Raw genomic sequence first — 23,971 nt, 5'->3', positions numbered from 1 at the left:
TCTTTATGAAGTTAGGCCAAATCAGCCAAAAAGCTTGTTCCGTACGGCGGCCGGTTGACTTGGAAGTTATCCGCAATCGTTGCGCCGACATCGGCAAACGTCTCGCGGACTGGGAGCGGCTTGCCGCCGCGAAATCGCGGGCTGTACACAAGAAGCGGCACATATTCGCGCGTATGGTCAGTTCCGTGGTGAATCGGGTCGTTGCCGTGGTCAGCGGTGATGATAAGCAAGTCGTCCGCTGTCAAGCGCGGCAACACATCGGCAAGCCGGGCGTCAAACTCTTCGAGCGCATCGCCGTAACCTTTTGGGTCGCGGCGATGGCCGTATTTAGCGTCAAAATCGACGAGATTGACGAAACTCAACCCGGTAAAGTCCATGCCGAGCGTGTCGACGAGCTTATCCATTCCGTCCATATTGGATGTCGTTCGCAACGACTGGGTAACTCCTTCATTGTCGTAAATATCGGCGATCTTCCCGATGGCAATCACTTCATAACCGGCGTCTTTCAATTCATTCATCACCGTTTTGCCAAACGGCTTAAGCGCATAGTCGTGCCGGTTGGCGGTTCGCTCAAAATGGCCGGGTTTGCCGATGAACGGTCGGGCAATGACGCGCCCGACCATATACGGCTCGTCGCGCGTCAATTCACGAGCGATTTCGCAAATGCGGTACAATTCATCAAGCGGCACAACTTGTTCATGGGCGGCGATTTGCAAGACGGAGTCGGCTGATGTATAGACGATGATCGCCCCTGTTTTCATATGCTCTTCGCCAAGCTCTTCGATGATCGCTGTTCCGCTCGCCGGTTTGTTGCCGATCACGTTCCGGCCGGTGCGCCGCTCGAGCTCAGCGATCAATTCATCTGGGAACCCGTTCGGAAAGACGCGGAACGGCTTGTCGATGCGAAGGCCCATCAGCTCCCAATGGCCTGTCATCGTATCTTTTCCAGCCGATGCTTCCTTCATTTTTGTATAGTACGCGAGCGGTCGCTCGACTTTCGGCACCCCTTTGATCTCACGAATATGGCTTAGGCCGAGCTTCGCCATGTTCGGCATATAGAGGCCGCCGCGATACTCAGCGATATGGCCGAGCGTATCCGCTCCTTTGTCGTTGTATTTCTCGGCATCCGGCGCCTCGCCGATGCCGACTGAATCCATCACAATCAAAAAAACGCGCCGGTATGTCGTTTTCACATTCATTCCCCCTGCCTGCAATGAAAAATGGAGTCTCTTTCTATCGTTCCCGTATTTTCGCGAAAACACGCCTATGGCCAATTGGTCAGAAGTCTGACAACTAAAACGACAGGCAAGCGCCTAGCATACGGCAGCTGCTAGGCGCGCGGGTGGTACTGTTTGTACACGTCTTTTAGGCGCGTTTTCGTAACATGCGTATACATTTGCGTCGTCGAAATGTCGGCATGCCCAAGCAACTCTTGCACAGCGCGCAAATCGGCTCCGTTCTCAAGCAGATGCGTCGCAAACGAATGCCGAAGCGTATGCGGCGTCAATTCTTTTTCGATGCCGGCTTCTTTCGCGAGCCGCTTTAAAATTTTCCAAAACCCTTGCCGTGTCAACCGCTGGCCATAATGGTTCAAAAACAGCGCCTCCGTTGCCCGTCGTCGCGGATTGACAAGCTGCGGGCGCCCTCGCTCCAAATAGTGGGCAAGCGCTTCAATCGCCATGCGCCCGATCGGCACGATCCGCTCTTTCCGCCCTTTTCCATAGCAGCGGACAAACCCCATCGTCAAATGCACGTCGCTTAAGTTGAGCTGCACAAGCTCACTGACGCGCATGCCGGTCGCATACAACAGCTCCAGCATCGCCTTGTCGCGCAGCCCAAACGGTGTGCTCACTTGCGGCGCTGCAAGCAGCGCCTCGACTTCCTCGACCGACAGCACTTTCGGCAGCGTCCGTTCAAACTGCGGCGTTTCGATATGGACGGTCGGGTCTTGCGCCGCGATTTTCTCCCTTAGCAAAAACTGATGAAACGAACGGATCGACGCCAAATGGCGGGCGATCGTCCGCGCCGATTGCCCTTGTTCGCTTAAAAACTTTAAAAAATGGAGAATATGGAGGCGCTCCACTTCGCCCCACGCCTGAAGCTGCTCGACTTGGCGCAAATAGCGGACGTATTTTTTCAAATCGCGTTCATATGAAACGATCGTATTGTGCGCCAAATTCCGCTCCACCGTCAAATAATGCAGAAAATCTTTCAACTCGTATTCCAACGCTCTCTACTCCCCATCGCGATAAAAAAATAACAGTCGGTCGAGCCAACTTGGCGGCGCACTCTCCGCCGCCGATACTTTGACCGCCGATCCCTTCGGCTCATCGTATCGGTGGTAATACTCGTACTCGCGGTTAAACCATACAAGACTATAATAAAATAAAATGGTGCATCCCGTAAATAAAAGAAACACTTTCACCATTTGCCAAACGGTTTTCATGGCATCCTCCCTATCAGCTGCTTGTCAGCTTGCTAGTATGAGGATATGCCATTTGTTTCGTTGTTTATACGCAAAAAACCTTTCCCGTTGGAAAAGGTTTTTATTTTTCTTCATGCTTTTGCTGGCAACGGTGACAAATGCCGTGGAACGTCAAACGATGGTCTTTAATTTTAAATTTCCACTTCTCCTCAACAATCGCTTCGACATCCTCAAGCAAATCTTCTTGAATTTCCGCCACCGACCCGCATTCTAAGCAGATGAGGTGGTGATGAAAATGGGCCGCTCCTTCCTTGCGGAGGTCATAGCGCGACACCCCGTCCCCGAAATTGATTTTATCGACAATTTTCAGCTCGGTTAACAGCTCGAGCGTCCGATAAACGGTCGCCAACCCGATTTCTGGGGATTTTTCTTTCACGAGGAGGTAGACGTCTTCCGCGCTTAAATGGTCTTCTTCATGTTCAAGCAGGACTCTTACCGTCGCTTCCCGCTGCGGCGTTAACTTGTAACCCGCCGAATGCAGCTGCTTCTTGATTCGTTCCACACGATCTTCCATCTTTTCATTCCTCCCTCGCCATTCACCCATCATTATAACAAATGCACGAGGGAAGTATCAAAGTAAAATCACTATTATGAAGAAATGATAATGGTTATTATATAATATTCATTATGATTAAACTCATTGTCCATTGAACCGCCTGTTTCATCAATGCCGGCGAAAGATATGCCTCGACCGCTGAGGAAAGAAGCAGCCCAAGGGCGACAGCCGCCATCGCCGCTGCGTAGCGCATCACCATCGGAAACATCGATCCATGCGGCCGCTTCATAAACTGGTTGCGCACCATGTGCAAGGAAAACGAAATCGAAATGACGCCCATGACGATCATGAGTGGAATGGCCACCAAATTTTGCGGCATGATGGACACAAACGACAAAAGAAACCCGCGCCAACCCATTTGGTTGACTAAAAAGCCAACCGTAAAGCCGACAACGACGCCTTTGAAAAACAGCAAAACAAGAATGATCGGCAAGCCAATGACAGAAATGCCAAGCACCCACATCAGCGCGGTATATTTGACGTTGTGCATATAGCTTTGCCGGAACATATCATGGGCGCTTGCGATATTGTCTTTTGACACTTGTCCAAAAAATTGCGTCAAGTAATAGTACAAGTCTTGCTTTTGACTGAAACCGAGGCTGTTGACGACAATGGCGCCGAAAATGACGCCCATGAGAAACAGGACGATGACAAACACGTACAGCGAAGCATGTTCACGCCAATGAACAGCGATAGCCGATTTCAGCGGATGGGTTCTCATTGTGCTTCGTCCTCCTACTTTGTCTCTTAGTAGATTGTATGTCCATCCGCTTTCGGTATGACTGTTTTTCTAAAAGGCTGGTGATGTAATAAAAAAGCAGCTCAACACCGACGTGTGACCAACTCCACGGGCGGCACGCCGCCTCGGTCCATTAGCGCATGGCTGGGCCAAGCAGCACGCACGGCATGATGATGAACGGCAGGAGCGCTGCCCGAGTGGTTACCCCTCCCGCACTTTCCCGTACCTCCCACCGCCCCCGGCCTCGATATGGAGCGCACCGCTGCGGGCAAAGACGATCAGTTGGGCCAACTTTTCTCCCACCGTCTCCGCGATCTCTTCCTCCGCCGCCTCATGAAGAACGCTCATTTCCGTGCCAAAACGGGCGAGCAGCTTTTCATACGCTTTTGAACCAAGGCCGGGGATGAATTCAAGCGGCACTTGATAAATGTACGGCGGCCGTTTCGGCCCGCGTTCCGCCGTTTTCAGCTCCGCAAGCCGGTCAAACACGCCTTTCACGAAGCGATGATGGCCGCATGCCGCACAGCGGTCGACGTCCGGTGCAACCGGCGCAAGGCAGCGCTCGCACACTGTCTGGTGATATTTTCCGAGTTTGGGATTTAAACCGTAGTTGGCGACAATCGCGCGCCCGTCTTCACCGCGCAGCGCTTTTTCCAATTCAGCAAACGTCGGGGCGGCGAGCCGCACTTCTTCATATTCGCGGGCGATTTTCCGCAGCGAATGGGCATCGGAATTCGTCAAGTACGGGTAGCGATGCAATTCGGCGATCTGGTCCGCCATCGCCGTGTCGGCGCTTAACCCAAGTTCAATGGCATCAATCCAATCCGGGTCAAACACTTCTGTCAGGCTGTGCTTGACCCCTTTTCCGTACAAGCTTTTAAACGGGGTGAACGCGTGCGCGGGAATGAACCAGCCGCCCTGCTCTTTCGCGGCAGCTTGCAGCTCGCGGCCGGAGGCGTAAATGCGCTGTGAACTGAGCGACATGTTCTTTACCCGTTTGCCAAGCCAGCCGGAAAACGTGCGCATCGTCTGCACAGTCGGCAAAAAAACGAGCACGTGGATCGGTCCATGGCAATGGTCGTCATATACTTCGATTTCACTGCCTAACAAAAGCGTCACTTTCCCGGCGCTGACGCCGCCCCCCTCATGTTCGCGCCAACCGTGCTTCTCCATTGCCCGCTCGAGCTCGTCCAGCACTTCGGGCACATGGCTGTCAATGACGCCGACGAGGTCGATCCCTTTCACCTCAGCCGCCTCATGCAAGATGTTCTCAAGCGTCAACGTCCGCGCCCCAGTAATTTTCACCGGGCGGCCCGAGGCGGTGCGGCCGATGTGAATATGTAAATCAGCGTAATAACAGCCGAGGCCGCGCTCGTTTTTTTTATTCGGCATTTTGCTCCCCTAGCGCGCGGCGCAGCTGCAAATATTGCAAGGCGTATGCCGTTTTCGCATCGTAAATGTCGCGTTGTTGAAGCATCTCAAGCGCCTCCTCCAATGTAACTTCCAACAGCTCGACAAACTCATCTTCATCCAAACCGGCGCCGTCCTCCGCTTTTTCCAGCCCCTCGGCGACATACAAATGGATGAGTTCATCGGCAAACCCTGGGGATGTATAAAAGGAAATGAGATGGCGCATCGATTGGGCGCGGTAGCCGGTTTCTTCTTCGAGCTCGCGGTGTGCGGAAGCGAGCGGCTCTTCCCCATGTTCTAGCTTGCCCGCCGGAATCTCGACTAATGCGCGCTCCAGCGCTTTTCGGTACTGGCGGACAAGAACGATTTTCCCGTCCGGCAACAGCGGCAGCACCGCCACCGCCCCCGGATGTTTGATCACCTCGCGCTGGCTCGTTTTCCCATTTGGCAGCTCGACTTCCTCGATATACAAGTCAATGATGCGGCCGCTGAACAATTTCTCTTTGCGGACGGTTTTTTCATACAACTTCTCCATTCTTCTTCTCCCCTATCGATTGATGGACTCTTTTCCATTGTACTACATGTTTGGCCATTTTTTCGCTTCCGTTGTACAATGAACATATCATCATCGATCGCGAAAGGGGGCGCAAAAGATGAACAAACGCCGCATCGGCACATCAGACTTATACGTCAGCGAAATTGGACTCGGCTGCATGTCGCTCGGCACTGATGAAAACCATGCCATCTATCTCATCCATGAAGCATTGGAGCGCGGCATCAACTACTTGGATACAGCCGATTTATACGACCGCGGCTTAAACGAGGAATTTGTCGGCAAAGCGGTGAAAGGAAAACGCGACCAAGTCATCATCGCGACAAAAGTCGGCAACCGTTGGCGCCGAGACGGAAGCGGCTGGGACTGGGATCCGTCAAAAGCCTATATCAAACAAGCGGTCAAAGAGAGCCTGCGCCGCCTGCAAACGGACTACATTGACTTATACCAGCTCCACGGCGGCACGATCGACGACCCGATCGATGAGACGATTGAAGCGTTCGAAGAGCTGAAGCAAGAAGGCGTCATCCGTTGGTACGGCATCTCCTCGATCCGCCCAAACGTCATTCGCGAATATGTGAAGCGCTCGAACATCGTCAGCGTCATGATGCAATACAGCTTGCTTGACCGGCGGCCGGAAGAATGGTTCCCGCTTCTTCGCGAACATCACATCAGCGTGATCGCCCGCGGTCCGGTCGCTAGAGGCTTGCTCACGAGCCGCCCGCTTGAACAAGCGAGCAGCGCGGTGAAAGAACACGGCTACCTCGATTATTCCTACAAAGAACTGCAGGCGCTCATCCCGAAGCTGAAGGAAAAAACGGCCGGGCGCCGTTCATTGACCGCGACCGCGCTGCAATTTTGCCTGTATGACCCGGTCGTTGCTGCCGTCATTCCGGGCGCAAGCCGGCTTCGGCAGCTTGAAGAAAACATCGCCGCCGCTTCCGCCCCGCCGCTTGATGCCGACGAATACGAATGGCTGAAACAAACGACAAAACGCTCGGTGTATGAGGCGCACCGATAAGCGCAGGAATCGCCATCGTGCTTCATTCCGACGCCTATGGCCAGCAACAACCGCAGGCCGCAGCCTCTATTCCCTGCCTATGTGTGTCACTGAACTTGCCGGCGGCCATGGCGCTGACAAGAGGCAAAACGAAAAAACAAACCAAAAGAGCCCAACGGCTGCCAATGTCCGTTACGGGCTCTTTTTTCCAAATGGGCCGGTCACTTCACAAAAACCGATCAATCCTCTTCCACATACTGATTCCTCGCTGCCCCTAAGCCGAACGCCATCATGGCCGCACAGACGGCCAACAACATGCCAAGCGGGGCGGTAAACCGTCTGGCCGCATCGTACAATACGCCAAACAGAGGCGGTCCGGCAGCAGCCAGCAAGTAGCCGACCGATTGGGCCATGGCCGACAGCTGGGCGGCTTCCAGCGGACGGCGCGTGCGCAAAGTAAACAGCATCATCGCCAGCGAAAACGCCATGCCGGCGCCGATGCCGGCGAAAAGCGCCCCAACCCAAAGCAGCCAACCTTGGCCAGCCAAAAAGGCGATCGTTCCAAAAGCCATGAGCAACACCGCCGAGCCGATCAGCACTTTTTGATTGTCCATCCGCTCCGCGAGCATCGGAGAGACGAACATCATCGGCAACTGGGCAAACTGGAAGAAAAAGAGCAGCCATCCGGCTGTATCGGCCGCCAAGCCCTTGCTTTGGCCAAGCTCCGGCAGCCACGTGACGATGCAATAAAAGAACAAGGATTGCAGCCCCATAAACAGCGTCACTTGCCAGGCAAGCGCCGATCGCCAAAGCGAAGAGCGCCGGCTTCCCGCCGGGACGCCGCTTGACTTCTGGCGCCAAGCTTGCGGCAGCCAAACGACAAGCGACAACGCGGCAACCAGCGCCCAAAAGCGAAACGCCCCTTGCCAGCCGATCCCCCACCCGTCGGCAAGCGGAACGGCGAACCCGGAAGCGAAGGCGGCGCTCATGTTCATCGTTACGGTATAAACGCCCATCATCAAGCCGACCCGTTCAGAAAACGTGTCTTTGATCAGCGCCGGCATGAGAACGTTGTCGACCGCGATGGCGGCTCCAATCAGCGCCGTGCCGAGAAATAGGGAAAACTCTCCCGAAAGCGGGCGAATGAGTTCGCCGGCAAGCAAAACAACAAGCGAACCGAACAGCGTCCGCTCTATTCCGAACCGCCGGGCGAACGCGGCCGCCACAGGAGCCAAGAAGGCAAACGCCAAAAGCGGAATCGTCGTCAACGCCCCAGCGGCTGCGTGGGAGAGGCCAAGCTCCCGCTGCAATTCAGGAACAAGCGGCCCGACCATTGTGAGCGGTGCGCGCAAGTTGGCGGCCAAGATCACGACCGCAGCCACCATGAACACAGACGCGGACGCCATACCCGCTGTCATCATTTTTTGTTTCATCTGAACGTTCCCCCTATTTAAACTTCCGCCAATCGAGTTCACTTTCTTCCAGCAGCTCGGCAAATGATTTCTGTTCCTCACGGCGGCGCTCTTCCTCGCGACGCCGCGCCTCTTCCGCCGCTAGACGCCGCTGTTCTTCCTCGGCAAGCGCCCGCTTTTTCGCGAGCAGTTTCGCTTCCGTCTCGGCACCGAGCCGGTCGGCAAGCGTCACTGCCTGCGTCTCTTGTTCTTTTTTCCGCGCAACCCGGTTCTTCATGATTTCCGCCCCCTTTGCATAACGACCGTTCGTTTGTCAAACGATACAACTAAACGATAAGAAAAAGGAGAGATGTATGGATGGAGAAAAACCGCGCCCAAAAAGGGAAACCGTCCGCCGATACGGTGAAGCCGGTGATCGCAAAAGAAGAATTGGAAAAAGCAATCCACCCGACTAAGCGGCAAAACAGTCCGCAATAACATTGGAAAGCGCCGTTCGGCGCAAAACGCGGCTTCTAACTATGGAAAGGGGCGCCCCCGGCCGAAAATGGCTTAGGGGCGGCCCCTTTACAACACCTCGGTGATGTGCGGCATATGTTCGCCAAGCCAGGCGATCGCCGCCTCCAGCGTCGGAAACTCTTTCATTTCAAACGTCATTTCGTTTTGCAGCAGCCAGACGTCTTTCGCCTCATGATACGGGCCGGCGACCGACCAATGAAGCAAGCTGTACGGATCGTTTTCATGGGTGAACGACACCCATGTTTTTTGCTTCGCCGCCTTTGCGAGCTGCTCTAGCTTACCGTTCATGGCCAGATTTCACCTCAACAAACGGCATATGACCATTCAACGTTTGCCCTGGGCTTTTGAGCTGAAAAACGGTCGTTCCCGGCTTGACGTCAATCGTCATCGTTTCATCAAAAAAGATGAGACGCGACCGTTCCACGAGCACCGGCGCAAAATTCGTCTCGACGACGACATCATCTTCATCGGCTTTGTCGACAAGCCATAAGCGCCGGCACGCCGTCGACCAAACAGCCGCAGCCGTCAGTGTCAAACATCAACTTTAACTGCCGTCCGGATTCCGCTACAATAGAGGCAAGCGCCCGTTTGGCTGCATCCGTAAACGTGATGTACAGACTCATAGCTGGCTCCTTTTCCCTTTGATTTCCTTTATTTATTTTACCTGTCAACATGAGAAACTGTCAAAACAAAGCAAGGAGGAAAAAGCGATGGCAAAAGTGCAAATCAAAGTGAACGACAACGGCTCGCTGCGCGTCACCGGCGATGTTGAACTGCTCGATGGAGAAGGAAAGCCGTTTGTGACCAAACAAACGTTTTCGCTCTGCCGTTGCGGGCTGTCGAACAACAAACCGTTTTGCGACGGTTCGCACAAAGGCCGCTTCCAATCCGTTGTCCGCGCCCCTTTGCCGGAAACGGATAAACAATAAGGCGGTGAGAAGCCGATGGACGAACGATGGCTGCAAAAACAAGTGCGCAACTGCCTGCGGCATTATGGCTATGATGATGACATGATGCCGCTTGGCGAAGACGACTGGCGCGAGCTTTGCACCCGCATTGCCGCCGCCAAAGAGAGGCAGCCAAACGCGGACATCTATGAACTTGTCCATGACGCCGTCTACCGGTTCATCACCAGCGCTTGACCCGGCTCGTGTCAAACGAACACGGGGTTGGCCCCAAAGGCCATCTTTCTTCAAGAAGAGGAAAGGCGTTTCGCGCGTCTAGACGATGATCAGAAAGGGTGCCCCTTATATTTGGGACACCCTCGCTTACTTTTGGAAAAACGCCCGCTTTGCCACCTTTTCCACAAGACCCGGAGCGAGCCGGTACAGCCGGCTGCCGAGATCCATCCAACGCGGCATGTTCACTTCGCGCGTTGGCGTCATCATCGCGGCAACAACGCGCTTCGCCACCGCCTCCGGCCTTAACATCCAACGCGAGACATTGCGCACATACTCTCCCGATTCATCAGCGGCCGAAAAAAAGTTCGTCTCCACCGGCCCCGGATTGACGGCCGTGACAAAAATGCCAAAGCGCCCCGCCTCGAGGCGGAGGCTGTCGGTAAAGCCAACGACCGCGTGTTTCGTCGCGGAATAGACACTCGACTTCGGCGTCGCGATTTTGCCGGCTTGCGACGCAATGTTGATAATATGACCGCTTCCTCTCTCTTTCATATGCGAATACACCGCCTTCGTACAGGCGATGAGGCCGAAGACGTTGACGGCAAACATCCTCTCCATTTCATCCAAGTCGATGTCCTCGACATAGCGAAAGACGCCAAACCCGGCGTTGTTGACCAACACATCGATCGCGCCAAGATCCGCAATGAGCTGGGAAACAACCGCCTCGATCATGCCGCGGTCGCTGACATCAAGCGATGCATACGGGGCGCGAATACCGGTTTGCGCTTCGATCCGCGCGCTCGCTTCTTTCAGCCTTTCTTCACTGCGCGCCAAGAGCACCGGCACCGCCCCTTGGCGCGCCGCTTCATAGGCGATTTGCTCGCCAATTCCTCCCGACGCTCCGGTAATGACGACATGGCGCCCCTTCAGCCGCACACCGACACCCCCACCGCTTCGTAGACGTATCGGCCGGCTTCTTGCTTTTTCGTCACATACCCGTTCGCCTCGAGATAATCAAGCTGGCCGATCGTCTCTGACATCGTCAGCATGAGCTGGCGTTCGTAAGCGGTCGGGAACAGCTTTTGACAAACGTCAAACACCGTATGCGGGCGTTCTTTCACCATTTCGAGCACCCGCTCGGCGCGCTGGCGTTGCTTACCCAGCCGCTCGCGAACGAGCGCCGGAATATCGGTCGCATCGTCGCCATGGCCGTTTAGCGAGCGAACGATATCGTATTGCAGCATTTTTTGCAGCGACTCGTTGTACTGCAACAACGGTTTCGGCCGTCCCGTCTCCCCTTCCGCCGGCGGCTCCATCATTGGATTCGGGGAAATATGAACAAGCAAATGATCGCCGCCGATCAGCAATCCGTCCGCCTCGCGGTAGAGGGCGATATGGCTTTGCGCATGCCCCGGCGTTTCGATGACCTGCCACCCGGGCATCCCCGGCACCGCGTCCCCTTCCGTCACCATGATGTCAAGCCCGCGCCGGCTTGCGTAGCGAAGCGATCCGCCTTCTTTGGACAGCTGACTGAACAAACGGCGGTCGACGCCGCATTCCGTAAAAAATTCCTGAAAAAATTGGACGTACCGCTCCATAAACGAACGTTCGCGGCGCAAAAACGGATCCGCTTTCGGATGGCCGATGATCGGCGCATGCGGAAAATAATCAAGCAAGCCGACATGATCCGGATGATGGTGAGTAATGACGATTTGTTCAATATCCTCTGGCGCATAACCGACCTCGCCAAGCTGCTTCACAAACAGCTGCCATGCTTCCTCTGTTTTCACTCCGGCATCGACCAGCGTCAACCGATCGCCGGCGATCACGTACATATGCACATCGCCGACCGGAAACGGCGTCGGCACCGTGATCCGATACACTCGTTCCTCGTTCATTGCGTTCCCTTCTTTCCTCAAGTTCATGAACCATCCCGTTCGAACCGTTTCATCAGTCAAAATGAATAGTTATTCATTATATTTTATTTTACAGTTTACACCGATTTCATCCATTTGTCATGCCTTTTTCTTCCGCACGACGAAATTGCAAAAAAATTCGCTCTCCTCTCTTGACAACAGCGCCTGTCCCGCGGCATAATGACTAATAACATCACGGATACGGCAAACCGGCGATGAACAGGGCCAGTAAACCGCAAACGGCACCAGAGAGCGAAGCCCGCGGCTGGAAGGCTTTGCGGCCCTCTTTGCGGTTGAACCTACCCTAGGAGCTGTTAGGCCAACCTAAACGCCTCCCCGGCGTTATCGGGGCAGAGTCGGGCCTGTTTGGCGCTTGGGCCAAATCGGGCCAAAAAAGGTGGTACCGCGGAAACGAAGGTTTTCCGTCCTTTTGCAGGACGGGAAACCTTTTTCTTTTGGATGGATACACCAAGGCAAGGAGGAGTGGAATGATGAACAACGAACGAACGATCGCGCTCATCGGCGCCGGCTCGATGGCGGAAGCGCTCATCGCCGGCATGACGAAAGCGTTTTGCCATCCGGCGCACATTGTCGTCGCCAACCGACAAAACCGCGCTCGGCTCGAGGAGCTGGCGCGCCAATACGGTGTTTGCACGGCGGGTTGCGCGCAAGAAGCCGTCAAACAAGCGGATATCGTCATTTTGGCGATGAAGCCGAAAGACGTCGTCGAAGCGATGAACGCCATCGCACCGACCCTCCGCGCCCATCAGCTCATTCTTTCACTGCTCGCCGGCATCACGACCGAGACGATCGAACGGCTCGCCGGACGCAACATCCCTGTCGTGCGCGCCATGCCAAACACATCCGCCGCCGTCGGCTTATCAGCGACCGCGATCGCCGGCGGCCGCTTCGCCGCGAAAGAACATCTTGAGGTCGCCAAACAGCTGTTTGAAACGGTCGGCATCGTCGCTGTTGTGCCGGAGAAGGACTTGCATGCGGTCACCGGCCTGTCCGGGAGCGGTCCGGCGTATGTGTATTACTTGGTCGAAGCGATGGAAAAAGCGGCGGCCGACATCGGCCTTGAGCGAGATGTCGCCAAACGGCTCATTTTGCAAACGATCATCGGCGCAGCCGAGATGCTAAAAGCGTCCGACAAGCACCCATCCGTCCTGCGCCGTGAAGTCACGAGCCCAGGCGGCACGACCGAAGCCGGCATTGGCGTGCTTGAGCAATACCGGTTCCAAGAAGCGGTCATCGCCTGCATCCGCCGGGCGACGGCCCGCTCCGAAGAGCTCGGCAGCGCTCTTCTCGCTGCCATCGCCGAAGCGTAAAGAGCGGACCTCCGGAGCGCGCCGCTCCTTTTCCCGCCTAGCCCGAACACGGCGACAATCCGTTTTATTTTGTTTTTGATAAGCAGCGTGCTATCATTCAGTAATGAACCATTCATTGGCCTAGAAAGGAGCTGCTTGTCATGAACACGATGCTGTTTTCGCCGTATACAATCCGCGGGCTGACGCTGAAAAACCGAATTGTCATGTCGCCGATGTGCATGTATTCGTGCGACACGAAAGACGGCGCCGTACGCACGTGGCATAAAATCCACTACCCGGCTCGCGCTGTCGGCCAAGTCGGCTTGATTATCGTTGAAGCGACCGGCGTGACGCCGCAAGGTCGCATTTCTGAACGCGACTTAGGCATTTGGAGCGATGACCATATCGCCGGGCTTCGCGAACTCGTTGGGCTTGTGAAAGAGCATGGGGCGGCCATCGGCATCCAGCTTGCCCATGCGGGGAGAAAATCGCAAGTGCCGGGAGAGATCATCGCTCCGTCAGCCGTCCCGTTTGATGATTCGTCGCCGACGCCAAAAGAAATGACGAAAGCCGACATTGAAGAAACGGTGCAAGCGTTCCAAAACGGCGCACGGCGCGCGAAGGAAGCCGGCTTTGACGTCATTGAAATCCATGCCGCCCACGGCTACCTCATTAACGAATTTTTATCGCCGCTCTCCAACCGGCGCCAAGACGAGTACGGCGGCTCTCCGGAAAACCGTTACCGTTTCTTGGGCGAGGTGATCGACGCTGTCCGCGAGGTGTGGGACGGACCGCTTTTTGTCCGCATCTCGGCGTCCGACTACCATCCGGACGGGCTGACGGCCAAAGACTATGTCCCATACGCCAAGCGGATGAAAGAACAAGGAGTCGACCTCGTCGATGTCAGCTCCGGCGCTATTGTTCCGGCGCGCATGAACGTCTATCCCGGCTACCAAGTGCCATTTGCCGAACTGATCCGCCGTGAAGCAGACATCCCGACCGGCGCTGTCGGCCTCATTACGTCCGGCTGGCAAGCGGAAGAAATTTTGCAAAACGGCCGCGCCGATCTCGTCTTTTTGGGGCGCGAGCTGCTGCGCAACCCGTATTGGCCATACGCCGCGGCGAGAGAGCTGGGCGCAAAAATCTCGGCGCCCGTCCAATATGAGCGCGGCTGGCGGTTTTAACCGCGCGGGATCGAAAACGAGGCGAAATCAACGGCGAGCTCGGTGTTCGGAAACACGCTGCGCGCCTCGGCGACGAGCTGCAGCGCCGCCTCACCTTGGTAGCGAGAGCTGATATGGGTCAAAATAAGCCGCTTCGCCCCGGCCCGCCTCGCCACCTCGGCTGCGTCTGTGGTCGTGGAATGGAAATAGTCATGGGCCAGCCGCTGTTCCGCCGCGGCAAACGTCGCCTCGTGGACGACGACATCGGCATCGCGGGCGAGTTCAATCGCCGCTTCGCAAAAACGGGTGTCGCCCAACACGGCGACGATTCTCCCCTTTTGCGGCGGCCCGACAAATTCGCGCCCGTCGATGACCGTGCCGTCATCCAGCACGACCGTTTTTCCTTGCTTAATTTCTTGATAAATCGGGCCGGGGCGGACGCCGAGTGCTTGCAATCGCTCGACCAAGAGCGGGCCGGGCAAATCTTTTTCAACGACGCGGAAACCGTATGACGGCATGCCGTGATCGAGCCGTTTGGCGATGACGGAAAACCGTTCATCGTCAAAAATGACGCCCTCATCGATCTCCACAATGTTCAGTTCATACCGGAGCTTTGTCCCGCTGACGGCAAGGGCCGTTTCGACAAACGAGCGAATGCCTTTTGGGCCGAAAACCGTAAGCGGCGTCTCGCCGCTTTGAAACGAACGGCTGCCTAGCAGTCCAGGCAATCCGAACAAATGGTCGCCATGCAAGTGCGTAATAAAAATATGCTCGATGCGGCGCGGGCGAATGGCGGTATGCAAAATTTGATGCTGCGTCGCTTCGCCGCAGTCAAACAGCCATGTCGCCCCGCGTTCGCCAAGCAGCTGCAGGGCGACGGACGATACGTTGCGCTCTTTGGCCGGCACGCCGGCACCCGTGCCTAAAAACAACAGTTCCAACGCGCTTCACTCCTTTTTCTCGCTCAACATTGCCTGTTGTTAGCGTACCAATGTCAAAACGGCTTTTCAACTTTCTTTTGCGCTCAAAAACGCCGGGTTGGCGCCCGGCTCTTTCATGAACATAAACGCTTTCCCGCCGGAAAGCAACAAAGTGTTTGCGTTCCGACCGGCAAACCTCTACAATGGTTTCATTGAAGAGACAAATTTGGTTAAAGCGAGGTACATACGGTGGACAACATGAATCCGAAATCGATCATCGTCATTTTCGGAGCGACGGGAGATTTGGCGAAACGGAAACTGTTTCCGTCCCTTTACCGCCTGTATGAAAAAGGGCATTTGAACGAGCAATTCGCTGTCGTCGGCGTCGCGCGCCGCCCGTTGTCGGCCGACGAGTTCCGGAACTATGTGCGCGACTCGGTCGAAACGGCGTTTCACCAAAAGCTCGCCGACGGCCGATTCACCTCCCATTTCTATTACCATCCGTTCGACGTGACGGAAGCCGAGTCGTACCAGCGCTTAAAGTCGCTCCTCGAACAGCTCGACGGCACATACAAGACCGAAGGCAACCGCATCTTTTATTTGGCGATGGCGCCGGAATTTTTCGGCACCGTTACTTCCCGCTTGCAGTCGGAAGGATTGACGGAAACGCACGGCTTTAAGCGGCTCGTCATCGAAAAGCCGTTCGGGCATGACTTGGCGAGCGCCGAGAAGCTGAATGACGAGATTCGCCGCGTCTTTTCCGAGCGGGAAATCTACCGGATCGACCATTACCTCGGCAAAGAAATGGTGCAAAACATCGAGGTCATCCGCTTTTCAAACGCCATTTTCGAGCCGCTTTGGAACAACCGGTTCATCGCCAACATTCAAATCACATCGAGCGAAACGCTCGGCGTCGAAGACCGCGGCCGCTACTACGACCATTCCGGGGCGTTGCGCGACATGGTGCAAAACCATATGCTGCAAATGGTCGCCCTGTTGGCGATGGAGCCGCCGATCAAACTAACAACTGATGACATCCGCCATGAAAAAGTGAAAGTGTTGCGCGCCTTGCGCCCGATTGTGCACGATGAAGTCGACCGCTATTTCGTGCGCGGCCAATACGGACGCGGAACCATCCACGGCAAACACGTGCCGGCGTACCGCGAAGAGCCGAACGTCGATCCGAACTCGAACACGGAAACGTTCGTCGCCGGAAAACTTTTGATCGACAACTTCCGCTGGGCCGGCGTGCCGTTTTACATCCGCACCGGCAAACGGATGGCGGAAAAATCGACAAAAATCGTCGTCCAATTTAAAGATGTACCGATGAACTTGTATTACCGGACGAATGAGACGATCGCCCCGAACTTGCTCGTCATCCACATCCAGCCGGACGAAGGGATCACCCTTCATTTAAACGGCAAAAAAACCGGGGAATCGACGACCATAACAGCTCCATTTCAACTCGACTATTGCAACAACTGCATCGACGGCATCAACACGCCCGAAGCGTACGAAAAGCTGTTGTACGACTGCATGCGCGGCGATGCGACGAACTTCACCCATTGGGACGAGGTGGCAGCGTCATGGCAATTTGTCGACCCAATTTCTGAGGTGTGGGCGAACACAAAAGCTTCCGACTTTCCGAACTACGCGGCTGGCTCCATGGGCCCGGCGGCTGCGGACGAGCTGCTCAAACAAGACGGCTTCCACTGGTGGCCGATCGAGCATCCGCGTTCGTAAAGACGCGATGGGCCCGCCTGTTGCGCCCATCTCGTCCTCTTTGCCAAACCAACATAGGGCGCTTGCCCCTTTATCCCTCATGCAAAGGAGCGAATGAACGATGAAGGTGTATGACGTCACCGCCCCGATTTACGAGGGCATGCCCGTGTATAAAAACAAACCAGAAAAACAGCCGAAACGCACAACGATCACCAACGGTTATGTGACCGAATCGCGCATTGACATGGACGTGCACACCGGCACGCACATTGACGCGCCCCTCCATATGGTCGAAGGCGGGGCGACGTTTGAAACGATTCCATTGAACGACCTCGTCGGCCCGTGCAAGCTGTTCGATTTGACGCATGTCAACGACCGGATCACGAAAGACGACATCGCGCATCTTGACATTCAAGAAGGCGACTTTGTGTTGTTCAAAACGAAAAATTCGTTCGAAGACGCGTTCCATTTCGAGTTTATTTTCGTCGCCGAAGACGCGGCCCGTTATTTGGCCGACAAACAAATCCGCGGCGTCGGCATCGACGCCCTTGGCATCGAACGGGCGCAAGAAGGCCACCCGACTCATAAAACGCTGTTTTCGGCCGGTGTCATCATCATCGAAGGGCTGCGGCTGAAAGACGTCCCCGAAGGACGCTATTTCATGGTCGCCGCTCCGCTCAAACTCGTCGGCACCGACGCCGCCCCGGCGCGCGTCTTGCTGTTTGACCGCGAGCCGTAAAAACAGCCGGCCCCTTGATGGGACCGATTTTTTTCATTCTCATTCAAGAAGACCCCATGTCTATGTGTGAACGGGGCAAGAGGGCGTTCAACGTCCGTTCTCATATCGTTGCTGACCACACATGTTTCTTGCTGGACAAAAAATCATACGATTTTTAATGATTGATTCAACACAAACATAAGTATAAAAAGCGTTCTCGAAAGGAGTGAACGCATCGATGGAGAAGGGGAATGTTTCTGCTCAACCATCGCCTATCGTCATGAAAGCGACAAGCAAACTGTCTAGCCGAGGGCAAGTGGTCATTCCTGCTGAAATCAGGAAAACATTAGGCCTTGCTGAAGGCGACGATCTTACGTTTATTGTAAATGAAGATGGGGAAATCAAAGTGGAAGTCACGAAGAAATATCGCTTGTCACAATTAATCGGCATTCTCAAAACCAATCAGCCGTTCCGCCCCGTTGAGGAAATCCGAGATGAAGTATATCGTACGATGGGAGCAAAAGAATTGAAAGACGGGGAGGAAAACTAAGTGGCTCGCAAATATTTGAAACGATTGAACATTCGCCACGATCGTCCAAAGAACTGGTGAAAAGGCGGGGCTTCCCCGCCTCTTTTTACAGCTCTTCCCCGTTCGTGCGAATGACGCGCTGGAACCAATAAAAACTTTTTTTTCTTATAGCGCTTCAAATCGCGCAAGTTCTCGTCGTCGCGGTTGACGAAAATGACGCCGTAGCGCTTGCGCATCTCCCCTTGCGAGCTTAATAGATCCGTCGCCCCCCACATCAAATAGCCGATCACCTCGACCCCTTCTTCCATGGCCATCTTCATTTGTTCGATATGGCGGCGCAGATAGTCGATCCGCTCGTCATCGTCGACCGTGCCGTTCTCATTCAGCTCCTCCTCAAGCCCGATGCCGTTTTCGGTGATGAAAATCGGCATTTCGTAACGGGCGTACACGTCTTTTAAGGCAATCCGCAAACCGATCGGATCGATCGCCCAGCCCCATTTCGTCTTTGGCAAATAGGGATTCGGTTCAAGCCCTTTGATGATCCGCTCATCCTGTTCCTGATGGCGGACGATTTGGCTTTGATAGTAGCTGAACGACAAAAAGTCGACCGTCTGCGAACGGAGCAACTCCTCATCCCCCGCTTCGAGCGGCAGGCAGATTCCTTTTTTCTCAAGCTGATTCGTCACATAACGCGGATAGGCGCCGCAGGCGAACACATCAAAGAAGAAATCAATGAACAGCTCTTTCGCCTGCACGTTCGCCAAAGCGTCTTCCGGCCGGCATGTCGCCGGATACGTCGTCAAATACGTCACCATCCCGCCGATCTTCGCCTCGGGAGCGATTTCGCGCAGCGCCTTCACGGCTTTCGCGTGGGCGATGAACACATTATGACAGACGCGGTAGGCAAACGCTTCCGGGTCTTCGTCTTCCGGGCAGATCGCCCCCCATAAATGCGGTTGTTCGAGCACTAAATTTTGTTCGTTGAACGTCAGCCAATAGTTCACTTTCCCGCGGTAACGCTCAAATACGGTGCGCGCGTACCGCTCAAACAAGTCGACGACTTTCCGCGAGGCAAAGCCGTTGTATTTCTTGGCCAACGCCAGCGGCAAATCAAAATGGTACAGCGTAATGACCGGCTCGATGCCGTTCGCTCTCAATCATCAAACACGGCGTCATAAAACGCCAAGCCCGCTTCATTCGGCTCCCCTTCCCCGTCCGGAAAAATGCGCGTCCAAGCGATGCTCGTCCGGTAGGCGGTAAAGCCGAGCTCCTTGAACAAAGCGATGTCTTCTTTGTAGCGATGGTAAAAATCGACCGCCACTTTCCAATCGGAATGCCCTTTTGGAATCGGGCGCGCATCAACGATCGACAGCCCTTTGCCGCCTTCGTTCCACGCCCCTTCCGTCTGAAACGACGTCACCGCCCCGCCCCATAAAAAGTCGTCGGGGATGATCGATTTACGCTGTTGTGACATGGAAAGACCCTCCTATCTGTGAACAGACGTGTTTAAGTGATTGAACGCCTTGGAAAATTCACCCTTGGGCATCATCCTCATTATGACATATTTGCTTCTTTTTGAACGCTCTCCCACCTACGCTCACGCTTAGAGGTGGGAGATTCTTGAACACCCGCCCTAAGGCAGGCTTGTCAACCAAGCCATCCCCGTGCGTCCCACGGTTTAGTGGTCTTACCAAAACAGCAAACGAAGCCCTTCCTGCAAAATAGTTCGGGCGGCGTTATGGTCCCGGTCATGTTCGGCTCCGCCGTTTGGGCACATCCACTGACGGATGTCGAGCGATTTCACCTCAACCTGCCGATGCCCGCAACACGAGCACAATTGTCAAGAGGGAGATCGATGGCGAATAAACGATTCATCCCCCACTTACGCTCACGCGTGGAAGTGGGGGGTCTTCTCGGTTTAGGATGATAAAACTAGACGGGCGGAGGTACGAGCCCGTCTAGACGTTGTGAAAACTGTTTCATGCGCTTTGGAGAAGCACCAACGCTCCCAGCAATGGCAATTTTATTGAGACAGTTTTTGCTTAATCAAATAATGGTTCGTAGCCACTTTTCGATACGTGAAGATCATTCCATCATCTCCAGCCGTTGCGAGCAACGCTTCAGATGACAAATCGGCGATTTTCGTTCCTGTTGCCCGGTTATAAATGGCACGGCTGGTGATGATATATTGACGGCTCGCCGCCCGAAGCGGCTCCGGAAATTCAGCGGCCACCAATGCGCCGGGCTGGGCTGGATTGATGCGCGCCTTTCCGTAAAAAATCTCCCCGCCGTTCATAAAAAAGGCATCATCCCCTCCAGGGAAGGACAATAGTTGCGAAACATGCCAATCGGAAAGCCGCACCGCATACAGATCATGATCCGATGTTCCTTCCTGTCCGACATACAATACATTTTGTTTTTCGTCATACCCAATCAACGGATTGATGAATACCTTTGGGATTCGCCATTGTTTTTTCGTCTTCATATCATAAACGGCAATCGATCCCGTCAACGTGCGGCTATTGTCCGTGAAGAAAATTTTCCCGTCCCCGATCGCCAATGAACGCGGAGCAGCGATCAGCGGCACCGTTCCAAGAAACTGCATTGTTTTGGCGTCGTAAATCGCCATTTTCGTCGCTCCCGATAGCGCAACATACACCTTGCCGCCATCAATTTTTACATCCGTCGGCTGCGGTCCGGGATGAATTTCTTTCACCATTTTCATGTCGCTGGCGCGAATGACAAACAGTTTGCTGTCTTCGGCGGACAACACATACAACCATCCGGTCGACGAATCATAAGCCAAATGGGAAATGGGGACATTGGTGAAAGCATAATGGGACGATCGAACATAATAGCTCTCATCGGCCGGCAATGGATATTTATAAATTCGATTTTCCCCTTCTTTGATCAAATACAAATTGTACTTTGCATCCATCAACGCATAGTTCGTCGGGAATGGAAGCGCGTTTATCTTAGCAGAGGTGTAACGGTCATACACCGCCTTATTTGTCACCACATAGGCCCCTTGAACATCTAAAACGGGGCCGTTATAACAGTCGTGCACCATGTTGATATTTCCGGCATCAATGCGCCTTCCCGCAAAAAACACATCGCTTCCGTCAACGATGAGCGGATGGGTGGGAGCGCTACCTCTCGGCCCTTGATACGAAACTCGCTTCACCACCTTCAAATCGGACAGGCGCAATACCGCTAAATCAGGAATGGAAACATTGCGGCCGATGAAGGCCAGACCTCGCTTCTCATCGAAAAACAACGTATTTTCCTCTGAAAAAACGGAAAAAAAGTTAGGATCAGCAATCAGCCGGCTTGTTTGGCGTTTCGCCGCCAAATCCCACATGTACATCTCATACGTCGTCTTCCCGCGCCCGTACTGCTTTCCGAAAGTTACGATTTTGTTGCCTAATAGGCCAAACGGCAATCCGTTATACGGGGCTCGTTGAATCAGCCGTTTCGTTTTGACGTCAAAAACGTCTATCGATGTTTCAGACGGCACATACAGCTTCCCGTCCCGCAAAAGAAGAGTGACCGACCGCTGGGCATATTTCCGCCATAAAGCGCTGTATGCCCGCAGAGAAACGGGTTCCTGCTTTTTGATCGACAATGTGCTCGCTTCAATAAATAATAACATCCCCTTTTCCGTGAGCGCATAAATATACCCATTTTGATCATCCATGACCCAATCGAGCACGCGCCCAGGAAGCTGTTGCGTACGCGGTCCCGCCGCTTCCGCTTTAGCGGAAGGAAAAACATGGAAAAGACAGATAAACAAGAAGAGACAAAATAAAAAACCTTTCCTAAATGTTGTTCCCATTCCAATCCCCCGTCAAACGATGATTGCTAATTCCTATACATTCCTTGCGCATAGCATAGCTCAAACAATCGAGCACCGACATTTGACCATTCCTTATCCATCCTCAATATCCATGATAGCCCACCGTTGATCATCACTTCAAGCTCTTTTTGCCATACGCACCCCGTTCGGCCGCATACACCAACTGCCGCCGATCACGAACAGCGGCCATCGCTTTGCTGTCTAATACATTTTCATGCTTTCCATTTTGAACCTCCTTTCCCCCGAACGGTCAAACAAATATAATGAAAACGGAGCTCCCAATAGAAACAAGTGGGGTGAGGCAAAGTTGAACATTTTGCTCATTGAAGATGATGTGACGTTGTTTCAAGAAATCAAAGCACGTTTGGAACAATGGTCGTACGACGTTTGCGGCATCCGCGATTTCGGCCGTGTGATGGAAGAGTTTTCTGCTTGCAAGCCGCACTTGGTGATCATCGACATCCAGCTGCCGAAATTTGACGGGTTCCACTGGTGCCGCCAGATTCGTGCTCATTCGAACGTCCCGATTTTGTTTTTATCATCGCGCGACCACCCGACTGATATGGTCATGTCGATGCAGCTTGGAGCTGATGATTACATCCAAAAGCCGTTTCATTTCGATGTGCTGATCGCCAAAATCCAAGCGCTGCTCCGCCGCGTGTACAACTACAATGCCGGACCCATTCAGCTGCAAACATGGTGCGGGGCAACGGTCGACTATGAAAAAAGCACAGTCTCAAATGAACACGGAACGGTGGAGCTGACGAAAAACGAACTGTTGATTTTGAAACATTTATTGGATAAGAAAAACCAGATCGTTGCTCGGACGGAGCTGATCAAACGGCTATGGGAAGACGAACGGTTTGTCAGCGACAACACGCTGACCGTCAACGTCAACCGCCTGCGGAAAAAACTCGACGAACTCGGTTTGGGGTGCTTCATTGAAACGAAAGTTGGGCAAGGCTATATGGCTACGGAAGAAGGGAGTTACTGATGCTCAAAGACTATTTGTGGGAACGAAAAAGCTGGATGGCCCTCTTTCTCTTTCTAGAGCTGTTCATCCTGTTTGTCGCTTATCTGGATCCAACGATTCCATTCTCCTCCATTCTTTACATCGTCTTTTTAACGACTATCATCTTTGTTGTCTTTGTCATCATTCGTTGGAAAAAAGAAACGACATTTTATCAACGTTTGCAAGAGTGGGAGCGCCGCCTCGATCCCATCTCTGCCCTGCGGGCGGCAAGCCCACTGGAGAAGATCGTCGAACGCGTCCTCGCCAGCCAAACGGAACAATGGAAACAAGAACTGAAAGAACACCTCGCTACATTGGAACAAGAGAAAGATGAACTGTTGTCATGGATTCACGAAATGAAAACGCCGCTGACGGCCATGCGGCTCATCATCGATCGAGTCGAGGACGAAAACACGAAAGCGCAACTCTTGTACGAGTGGCTGCGCATGCATCTGCTTCTTGATCAGAAACTTCATCAACGACGGCTTCCACACATGGAAAACGACTTATATATCGAACAAGTCGAGCTTGAGCCGCTTCTCATCAATGAGATTAAACCGCTGCAATCGTGGTGTATGCAAAAAGGCATCGGCTTTGACCTTCAATTAGACGTCCGCTCCGTCCTGAGCGATGCCAAATGGCTTTCTTTTATCATCCGGCAAATCATCACAAATGCGGTGAAATACAGCGAGTCATCTGACATTGTCGTGAAAAGCTTTATGAAAAACGGCCATGCCTTCCTACAAATTCAAGATTTCGGCTTGGGCATTGATCCAAAGGACTTGCCGCGCATTTTCGAGAAAGGATTCACCTCCACCGCCGAACACCAAAATGAAGCGGCGACAGGGATGGGACTGTATTTGGCGAAAAAAGCCGCCAAACCGCTTCTTCTTGACTTTCATGTCGAATCCACGCCCGGGCGCGGAACGACATTTACGATCCTATTTCCACAAGAAAATGACATCATCCGCACACGTCGCATGTGACGATTTTGTCACATGCGGCTTCGTTTTGTTCGGCCAAACGCAGGAAA

Annotated in this window: 25 protein-coding genes and 2 pseudogenes; 10 read left to right on the top strand and 17 right to left on the bottom strand. The window is 53.9% G+C overall.

The annotated features are described in order from the left end of the window. Positions 1 to 11: 11 nt before the first annotated feature. From deoB to ACVX3G_RS08935, 7 genes are all read right to left on the bottom strand, one after another. Positions 12 to 1,199, bottom strand: a complete 1,188-nt coding sequence (gene deoB, locus ACVX3G_RS08965; protein ID WP_020278266.1) for a phosphopentomutase — start codon at positions 1,197 to 1,199, stop codon at positions 12 to 14. A 131-nt stretch (positions 1,200 to 1,330) separates the two neighbouring features. Then, entirely contained in the window at positions 1,331 to 2,227 is an 897-nt protein-coding gene (gene xerD, locus ACVX3G_RS08960) for a site-specific tyrosine recombinase XerD (RefSeq protein ID WP_011231797.1), read from the bottom strand. A gap of 6 nt (positions 2,228 to 2,233) precedes the next feature. Continuing rightward, a complete protein-coding gene (locus tag ACVX3G_RS08955; RefSeq protein ID WP_011231798.1) occupies positions 2,234 to 2,446 on the bottom strand; it encodes a YqzK family protein in 213 nt (70 codons plus the stop codon). Between the two features lie 100 nt (positions 2,447 to 2,546). Further along, positions 2,547 to 2,999: a ferric iron uptake transcriptional regulator gene (gene fur / locus ACVX3G_RS08950; protein ID WP_011231799.1), complete on the bottom strand. Its 453-nt coding sequence runs from the start codon at positions 2,997 to 2,999 to the stop codon at positions 2,547 to 2,549. Positions 3,000 to 3,096: 97 nt separating this feature from the next. Beyond that, positions 3,097 to 3,762: a stage II sporulation protein M gene (gene spoIIM / locus ACVX3G_RS08945; protein ID WP_013144830.1), complete on the bottom strand. Its 666-nt coding sequence runs from the start codon at positions 3,760 to 3,762 to the stop codon at positions 3,097 to 3,099. A gap of 219 nt (positions 3,763 to 3,981) precedes the next feature. Further along, the gene (locus tag ACVX3G_RS08940; protein WP_020278265.1) at positions 3,982 to 5,172 is read right to left on the bottom strand and encodes an endonuclease Q family protein; all 1,191 of its coding nucleotides are present in this window, start codon (positions 5,170 to 5,172) and stop codon (positions 3,982 to 3,984) included. Further along, positions 5,162 to 5,725 (bottom strand): NUDIX domain-containing protein, encoded by a 564-nt coding sequence (locus ACVX3G_RS08935; RefSeq protein ID WP_014196269.1) that lies wholly within the window; start codon positions 5,723 to 5,725, stop codon positions 5,162 to 5,164. Before ACVX3G_RS08935 ends, ACVX3G_RS08940 begins: the two co-directional genes overlap by 11 nt. A 118-nt stretch (positions 5,726 to 5,843) precedes the next feature. Between ACVX3G_RS08935 and ACVX3G_RS08930 the strand changes: the two genes are divergently transcribed. Further along, positions 5,844 to 6,764, top strand: a complete 921-nt coding sequence (locus tag ACVX3G_RS08930) for an aldo/keto reductase (protein ID WP_014196270.1) — start codon at positions 5,844 to 5,846, stop codon at positions 6,762 to 6,764. Between the two features lie 218 nt (positions 6,765 to 6,982). Here ACVX3G_RS08930 and ACVX3G_RS08925 read toward each other — a convergent pair whose 3' ends face one another. The 4 genes and pseudogenes from ACVX3G_RS08925 to ACVX3G_RS08910 all read right to left on the bottom strand — a co-directional run bounded on the left by ACVX3G_RS08925 (position 6,983) and on the right by ACVX3G_RS08910 (position 9,294). Next, positions 6,983 to 8,176 carry a CynX/NimT family MFS transporter gene (locus ACVX3G_RS08925; protein ID WP_011231804.1) on the bottom strand — a complete coding sequence of 398 codons (1,194 nt, stop codon included), beginning with the start codon at positions 8,174 to 8,176 and terminating at the stop codon, positions 6,983 to 6,985. Positions 8,177 to 8,189: 13 nt separating this feature from the next. Then, a complete protein-coding gene (locus ACVX3G_RS08920; RefSeq protein WP_011231805.1) occupies positions 8,190 to 8,432 on the bottom strand; it encodes a YqkE family protein in 243 nt (80 codons plus the stop codon). Between the two features lie 287 nt (positions 8,433 to 8,719). Continuing rightward, positions 8,720 to 8,959, bottom strand: coding sequence for a YqkC family protein (locus ACVX3G_RS08915; protein ID WP_020278264.1), 240 nt, complete (start codon positions 8,957 to 8,959; stop codon positions 8,720 to 8,722). Continuing rightward, positions 8,949 to 9,294: pseudogene (locus ACVX3G_RS08910) on the bottom strand (iron-sulfur cluster biosynthesis family protein). Before ACVX3G_RS08910 ends, ACVX3G_RS08915 begins: the two are co-directional and overlap by 11 nt. 87 nt (positions 9,295 to 9,381) lie before the next feature. Between ACVX3G_RS08910 and ACVX3G_RS08905 the strand changes: the two are divergent. After that, positions 9,382 to 9,600 (top strand): CDGSH iron-sulfur domain-containing protein, encoded by a 219-nt coding sequence (locus ACVX3G_RS08905; protein WP_011231809.1) that lies wholly within the window; start codon positions 9,382 to 9,384, stop codon positions 9,598 to 9,600. Positions 9,601 to 9,615: 15 nt separating this feature from the next. After that, on the top strand, positions 9,616 to 9,813 hold the full coding sequence (locus ACVX3G_RS08900; RefSeq protein WP_011231810.1) for a YqzH family protein: 198 nt from the start codon (positions 9,616 to 9,618) through the stop codon (positions 9,811 to 9,813). A 126-nt stretch (positions 9,814 to 9,939) separates the two neighbouring features. On the opposite strand, the gene ACVX3G_RS08895 is transcribed toward ACVX3G_RS08900, so the two are convergent. Both ACVX3G_RS08895 and ACVX3G_RS08890 read right to left on the bottom strand, forming a co-directional pair. Continuing rightward, positions 9,940 to 10,728 carry an SDR family NAD(P)-dependent oxidoreductase gene (locus ACVX3G_RS08895; protein WP_020278263.1) on the bottom strand — a complete coding sequence of 263 codons (789 nt, stop codon included), beginning with the start codon at positions 10,726 to 10,728 and terminating at the stop codon, positions 9,940 to 9,942. Continuing rightward, entirely contained in the window at positions 10,719 to 11,690 is a 972-nt protein-coding gene (locus tag ACVX3G_RS08890) for an MBL fold metallo-hydrolase (protein ID WP_011231812.1), read from the bottom strand. The genes ACVX3G_RS08895 and ACVX3G_RS08890 overlap by 10 nt, the downstream gene beginning before the upstream one ends. A 509-nt stretch (positions 11,691 to 12,199) precedes the next feature. On the opposite strand from ACVX3G_RS08890, the gene proI reads away from it, so the two are divergent. After that, positions 12,200 to 13,039, top strand: a complete 840-nt coding sequence (gene proI / locus ACVX3G_RS08885) for a pyrroline-5-carboxylate reductase ProI (protein ID WP_013144820.1) — start codon at positions 12,200 to 12,202, stop codon at positions 13,037 to 13,039. A gap of 140 nt (positions 13,040 to 13,179) precedes the next feature. Next, positions 13,180 to 14,202: an NADPH dehydrogenase NamA gene (gene namA / locus ACVX3G_RS08880; protein WP_011231814.1), complete on the top strand. Its 1,023-nt coding sequence runs from the start codon at positions 13,180 to 13,182 to the stop codon at positions 14,200 to 14,202. Here the strand turns inward: namA and rnz are convergent. Continuing rightward, complete coding sequence (gene rnz / locus ACVX3G_RS08875; RefSeq protein ID WP_011231815.1) at positions 14,199 to 15,122, bottom strand: ribonuclease Z; 924 nt, start codon at positions 15,120 to 15,122, stop codon at positions 14,199 to 14,201. The two genes, namA and rnz, sit on opposite strands and share 4 nt — an antisense overlap. A 228-nt stretch (positions 15,123 to 15,350) precedes the next feature. On the opposite strand from rnz, the gene zwf reads away from it, so the two are divergent. The 3 genes from zwf (at position 15,351) to ACVX3G_RS08860 (ending at position 18,091) form a co-directional block, all read left to right on the top strand. Then, positions 15,351 to 16,844 (top strand): glucose-6-phosphate dehydrogenase, encoded by a 1,494-nt coding sequence (zwf, locus tag ACVX3G_RS08870; RefSeq protein WP_020278261.1) that lies wholly within the window; start codon positions 15,351 to 15,353, stop codon positions 16,842 to 16,844. 100 nt (positions 16,845 to 16,944) lie between these two features. Continuing rightward, entirely contained in the window at positions 16,945 to 17,562 is a 618-nt protein-coding gene (locus ACVX3G_RS08865; protein ID WP_011231817.1) for a cyclase family protein, read from the top strand. A gap of 217 nt (positions 17,563 to 17,779) precedes the next feature. After that, positions 17,780 to 18,091: an AbrB/MazE/SpoVT family DNA-binding domain-containing protein gene (locus ACVX3G_RS08860; protein WP_013144818.1), complete on the top strand. Its 312-nt coding sequence runs from the start codon at positions 17,780 to 17,782 to the stop codon at positions 18,089 to 18,091. An 85-nt stretch (positions 18,092 to 18,176) separates the two neighbouring features. On the opposite strand, the pseudogene ACVX3G_RS08855 reads toward ACVX3G_RS08860, so the two are convergent. From ACVX3G_RS08855 to ACVX3G_RS08845, 3 genes and pseudogenes are all read right to left on the bottom strand, one after another. Beyond that, positions 18,177 to 19,544 (bottom strand): annotated as a pseudogene (locus ACVX3G_RS08855) (glycoside hydrolase family 1 protein). 213 nt (positions 19,545 to 19,757) lie between these two features. Continuing rightward, entirely contained in the window at positions 19,758 to 19,907 is a 150-nt protein-coding gene (locus ACVX3G_RS08850; RefSeq protein ID WP_075261432.1) for a zinc ribbon domain-containing protein, read from the bottom strand. Positions 19,908 to 20,093: 186 nt separating this feature from the next. Next, on the bottom strand, positions 20,094 to 21,722 hold the full coding sequence (locus ACVX3G_RS08845; RefSeq protein ID WP_235045602.1) for a YncE family protein: 1,629 nt from the start codon (positions 21,720 to 21,722) through the stop codon (positions 20,094 to 20,096). Positions 21,723 to 22,233: 511 nt separating this feature from the next. Between ACVX3G_RS08845 and ACVX3G_RS08840 the strand changes: the two genes are divergently transcribed. Both ACVX3G_RS08840 and ACVX3G_RS08835 read left to right on the top strand, forming a co-directional pair. Further along, positions 22,234 to 22,920: a response regulator transcription factor gene (locus ACVX3G_RS08840; protein ID WP_014196280.1), complete on the top strand. Its 687-nt coding sequence runs from the start codon at positions 22,234 to 22,236 to the stop codon at positions 22,918 to 22,920. Then, the gene (locus ACVX3G_RS08835) at positions 22,920 to 23,924 is read left to right on the top strand and encodes a sensor histidine kinase (RefSeq protein WP_014196281.1); all 1,005 of its coding nucleotides are present in this window, start codon (positions 22,920 to 22,922) and stop codon (positions 23,922 to 23,924) included. The genes ACVX3G_RS08840 and ACVX3G_RS08835 overlap by 1 nt, the downstream gene beginning before the upstream one ends. Positions 23,925 to 23,971 lie beyond the last annotated feature (47 nt).

The organism is Geobacillus sp. PLS 41, from assembly GCF_056494105.1.
The sequence above is the reverse complement of the archived record's forward strand: the minus strand, read 5'-3'. Positions and strand labels throughout refer to the sequence as shown.

Coding starts and splice junctions, on each gene's coding strand:
- ACVX3G_RS08905 (WP_011231809.1), top strand. CDS start 9,382: ATGGCAAAAGTGCAAATCAAAGTGAACGACAACGGCTCGCTGCGCGTC.
- ACVX3G_RS08865 (WP_011231817.1), top strand. CDS start 16,945: ATGAAGGTGTATGACGTCACCGCCCCGATTTACGAGGGCATGCCCGTG.
- ACVX3G_RS08935 (WP_014196269.1), bottom strand. CDS start 5,725: ATGGAGAAGTTGTATGAAAAAACCGTCCGCAAAGAGAAATTGTTCAGC.
- ACVX3G_RS08860 (WP_013144818.1), top strand. CDS start 17,780: ATGGAGAAGGGGAATGTTTCTGCTCAACCATCGCCTATCGTCATGAAA.
- ACVX3G_RS08835 (WP_014196281.1), top strand. CDS start 22,920: ATGCTCAAAGACTATTTGTGGGAACGAAAAAGCTGGATGGCCCTCTTT.
- namA (WP_011231814.1), top strand. CDS start 13,180: ATGAACACGATGCTGTTTTCGCCGTATACAATCCGCGGGCTGACGCTG.
- ACVX3G_RS08900 (WP_011231810.1), top strand. CDS start 9,616: ATGGACGAACGATGGCTGCAAAAACAAGTGCGCAACTGCCTGCGGCAT.
- spoIIM (WP_013144830.1), bottom strand. CDS start 3,762: ATGAGAACCCATCCGCTGAAATCGGCTATCGCTGTTCATTGGCGTGAA.
- ACVX3G_RS08930 (WP_014196270.1), top strand. CDS start 5,844: ATGAACAAACGCCGCATCGGCACATCAGACTTATACGTCAGCGAAATT.
- ACVX3G_RS08890 (WP_011231812.1), bottom strand. CDS start 11,690: ATGAACGAGGAACGAGTGTATCGGATCACGGTGCCGACGCCGTTTCCG.
- ACVX3G_RS08955 (WP_011231798.1), bottom strand. CDS start 2,446: ATGAAAACCGTTTGGCAAATGGTGAAAGTGTTTCTTTTATTTACGGGA.
- ACVX3G_RS08940 (WP_020278265.1), bottom strand. CDS start 5,172: ATGCCGAATAAAAAAAACGAGCGCGGCCTCGGCTGTTATTACGCTGAT.
- ACVX3G_RS08925 (WP_011231804.1), bottom strand. CDS start 8,176: ATGAAACAAAAAATGATGACAGCGGGTATGGCGTCCGCGTCTGTGTTC.
- deoB (WP_020278266.1), bottom strand. CDS start 1,199: ATGAATGTGAAAACGACATACCGGCGCGTTTTTTTGATTGTGATGGAT.
- proI (WP_013144820.1), top strand. CDS start 12,200: ATGAACAACGAACGAACGATCGCGCTCATCGGCGCCGGCTCGATGGCG.
- ACVX3G_RS08915 (WP_020278264.1), bottom strand. CDS start 8,959: ATGAACGGTAAGCTAGAGCAGCTCGCAAAGGCGGCGAAGCAAAAAACA.
- ACVX3G_RS08920 (WP_011231805.1), bottom strand. CDS start 8,432: ATGAAGAACCGGGTTGCGCGGAAAAAAGAACAAGAGACGCAGGCAGTG.
- ACVX3G_RS08845 (WP_235045602.1), bottom strand. CDS start 21,722: ATGTTATTATTTATTGAAGCGAGCACATTGTCGATCAAAAAGCAGGAA.
- fur (WP_011231799.1), bottom strand. CDS start 2,999: ATGGAAGATCGTGTGGAACGAATCAAGAAGCAGCTGCATTCGGCGGGT.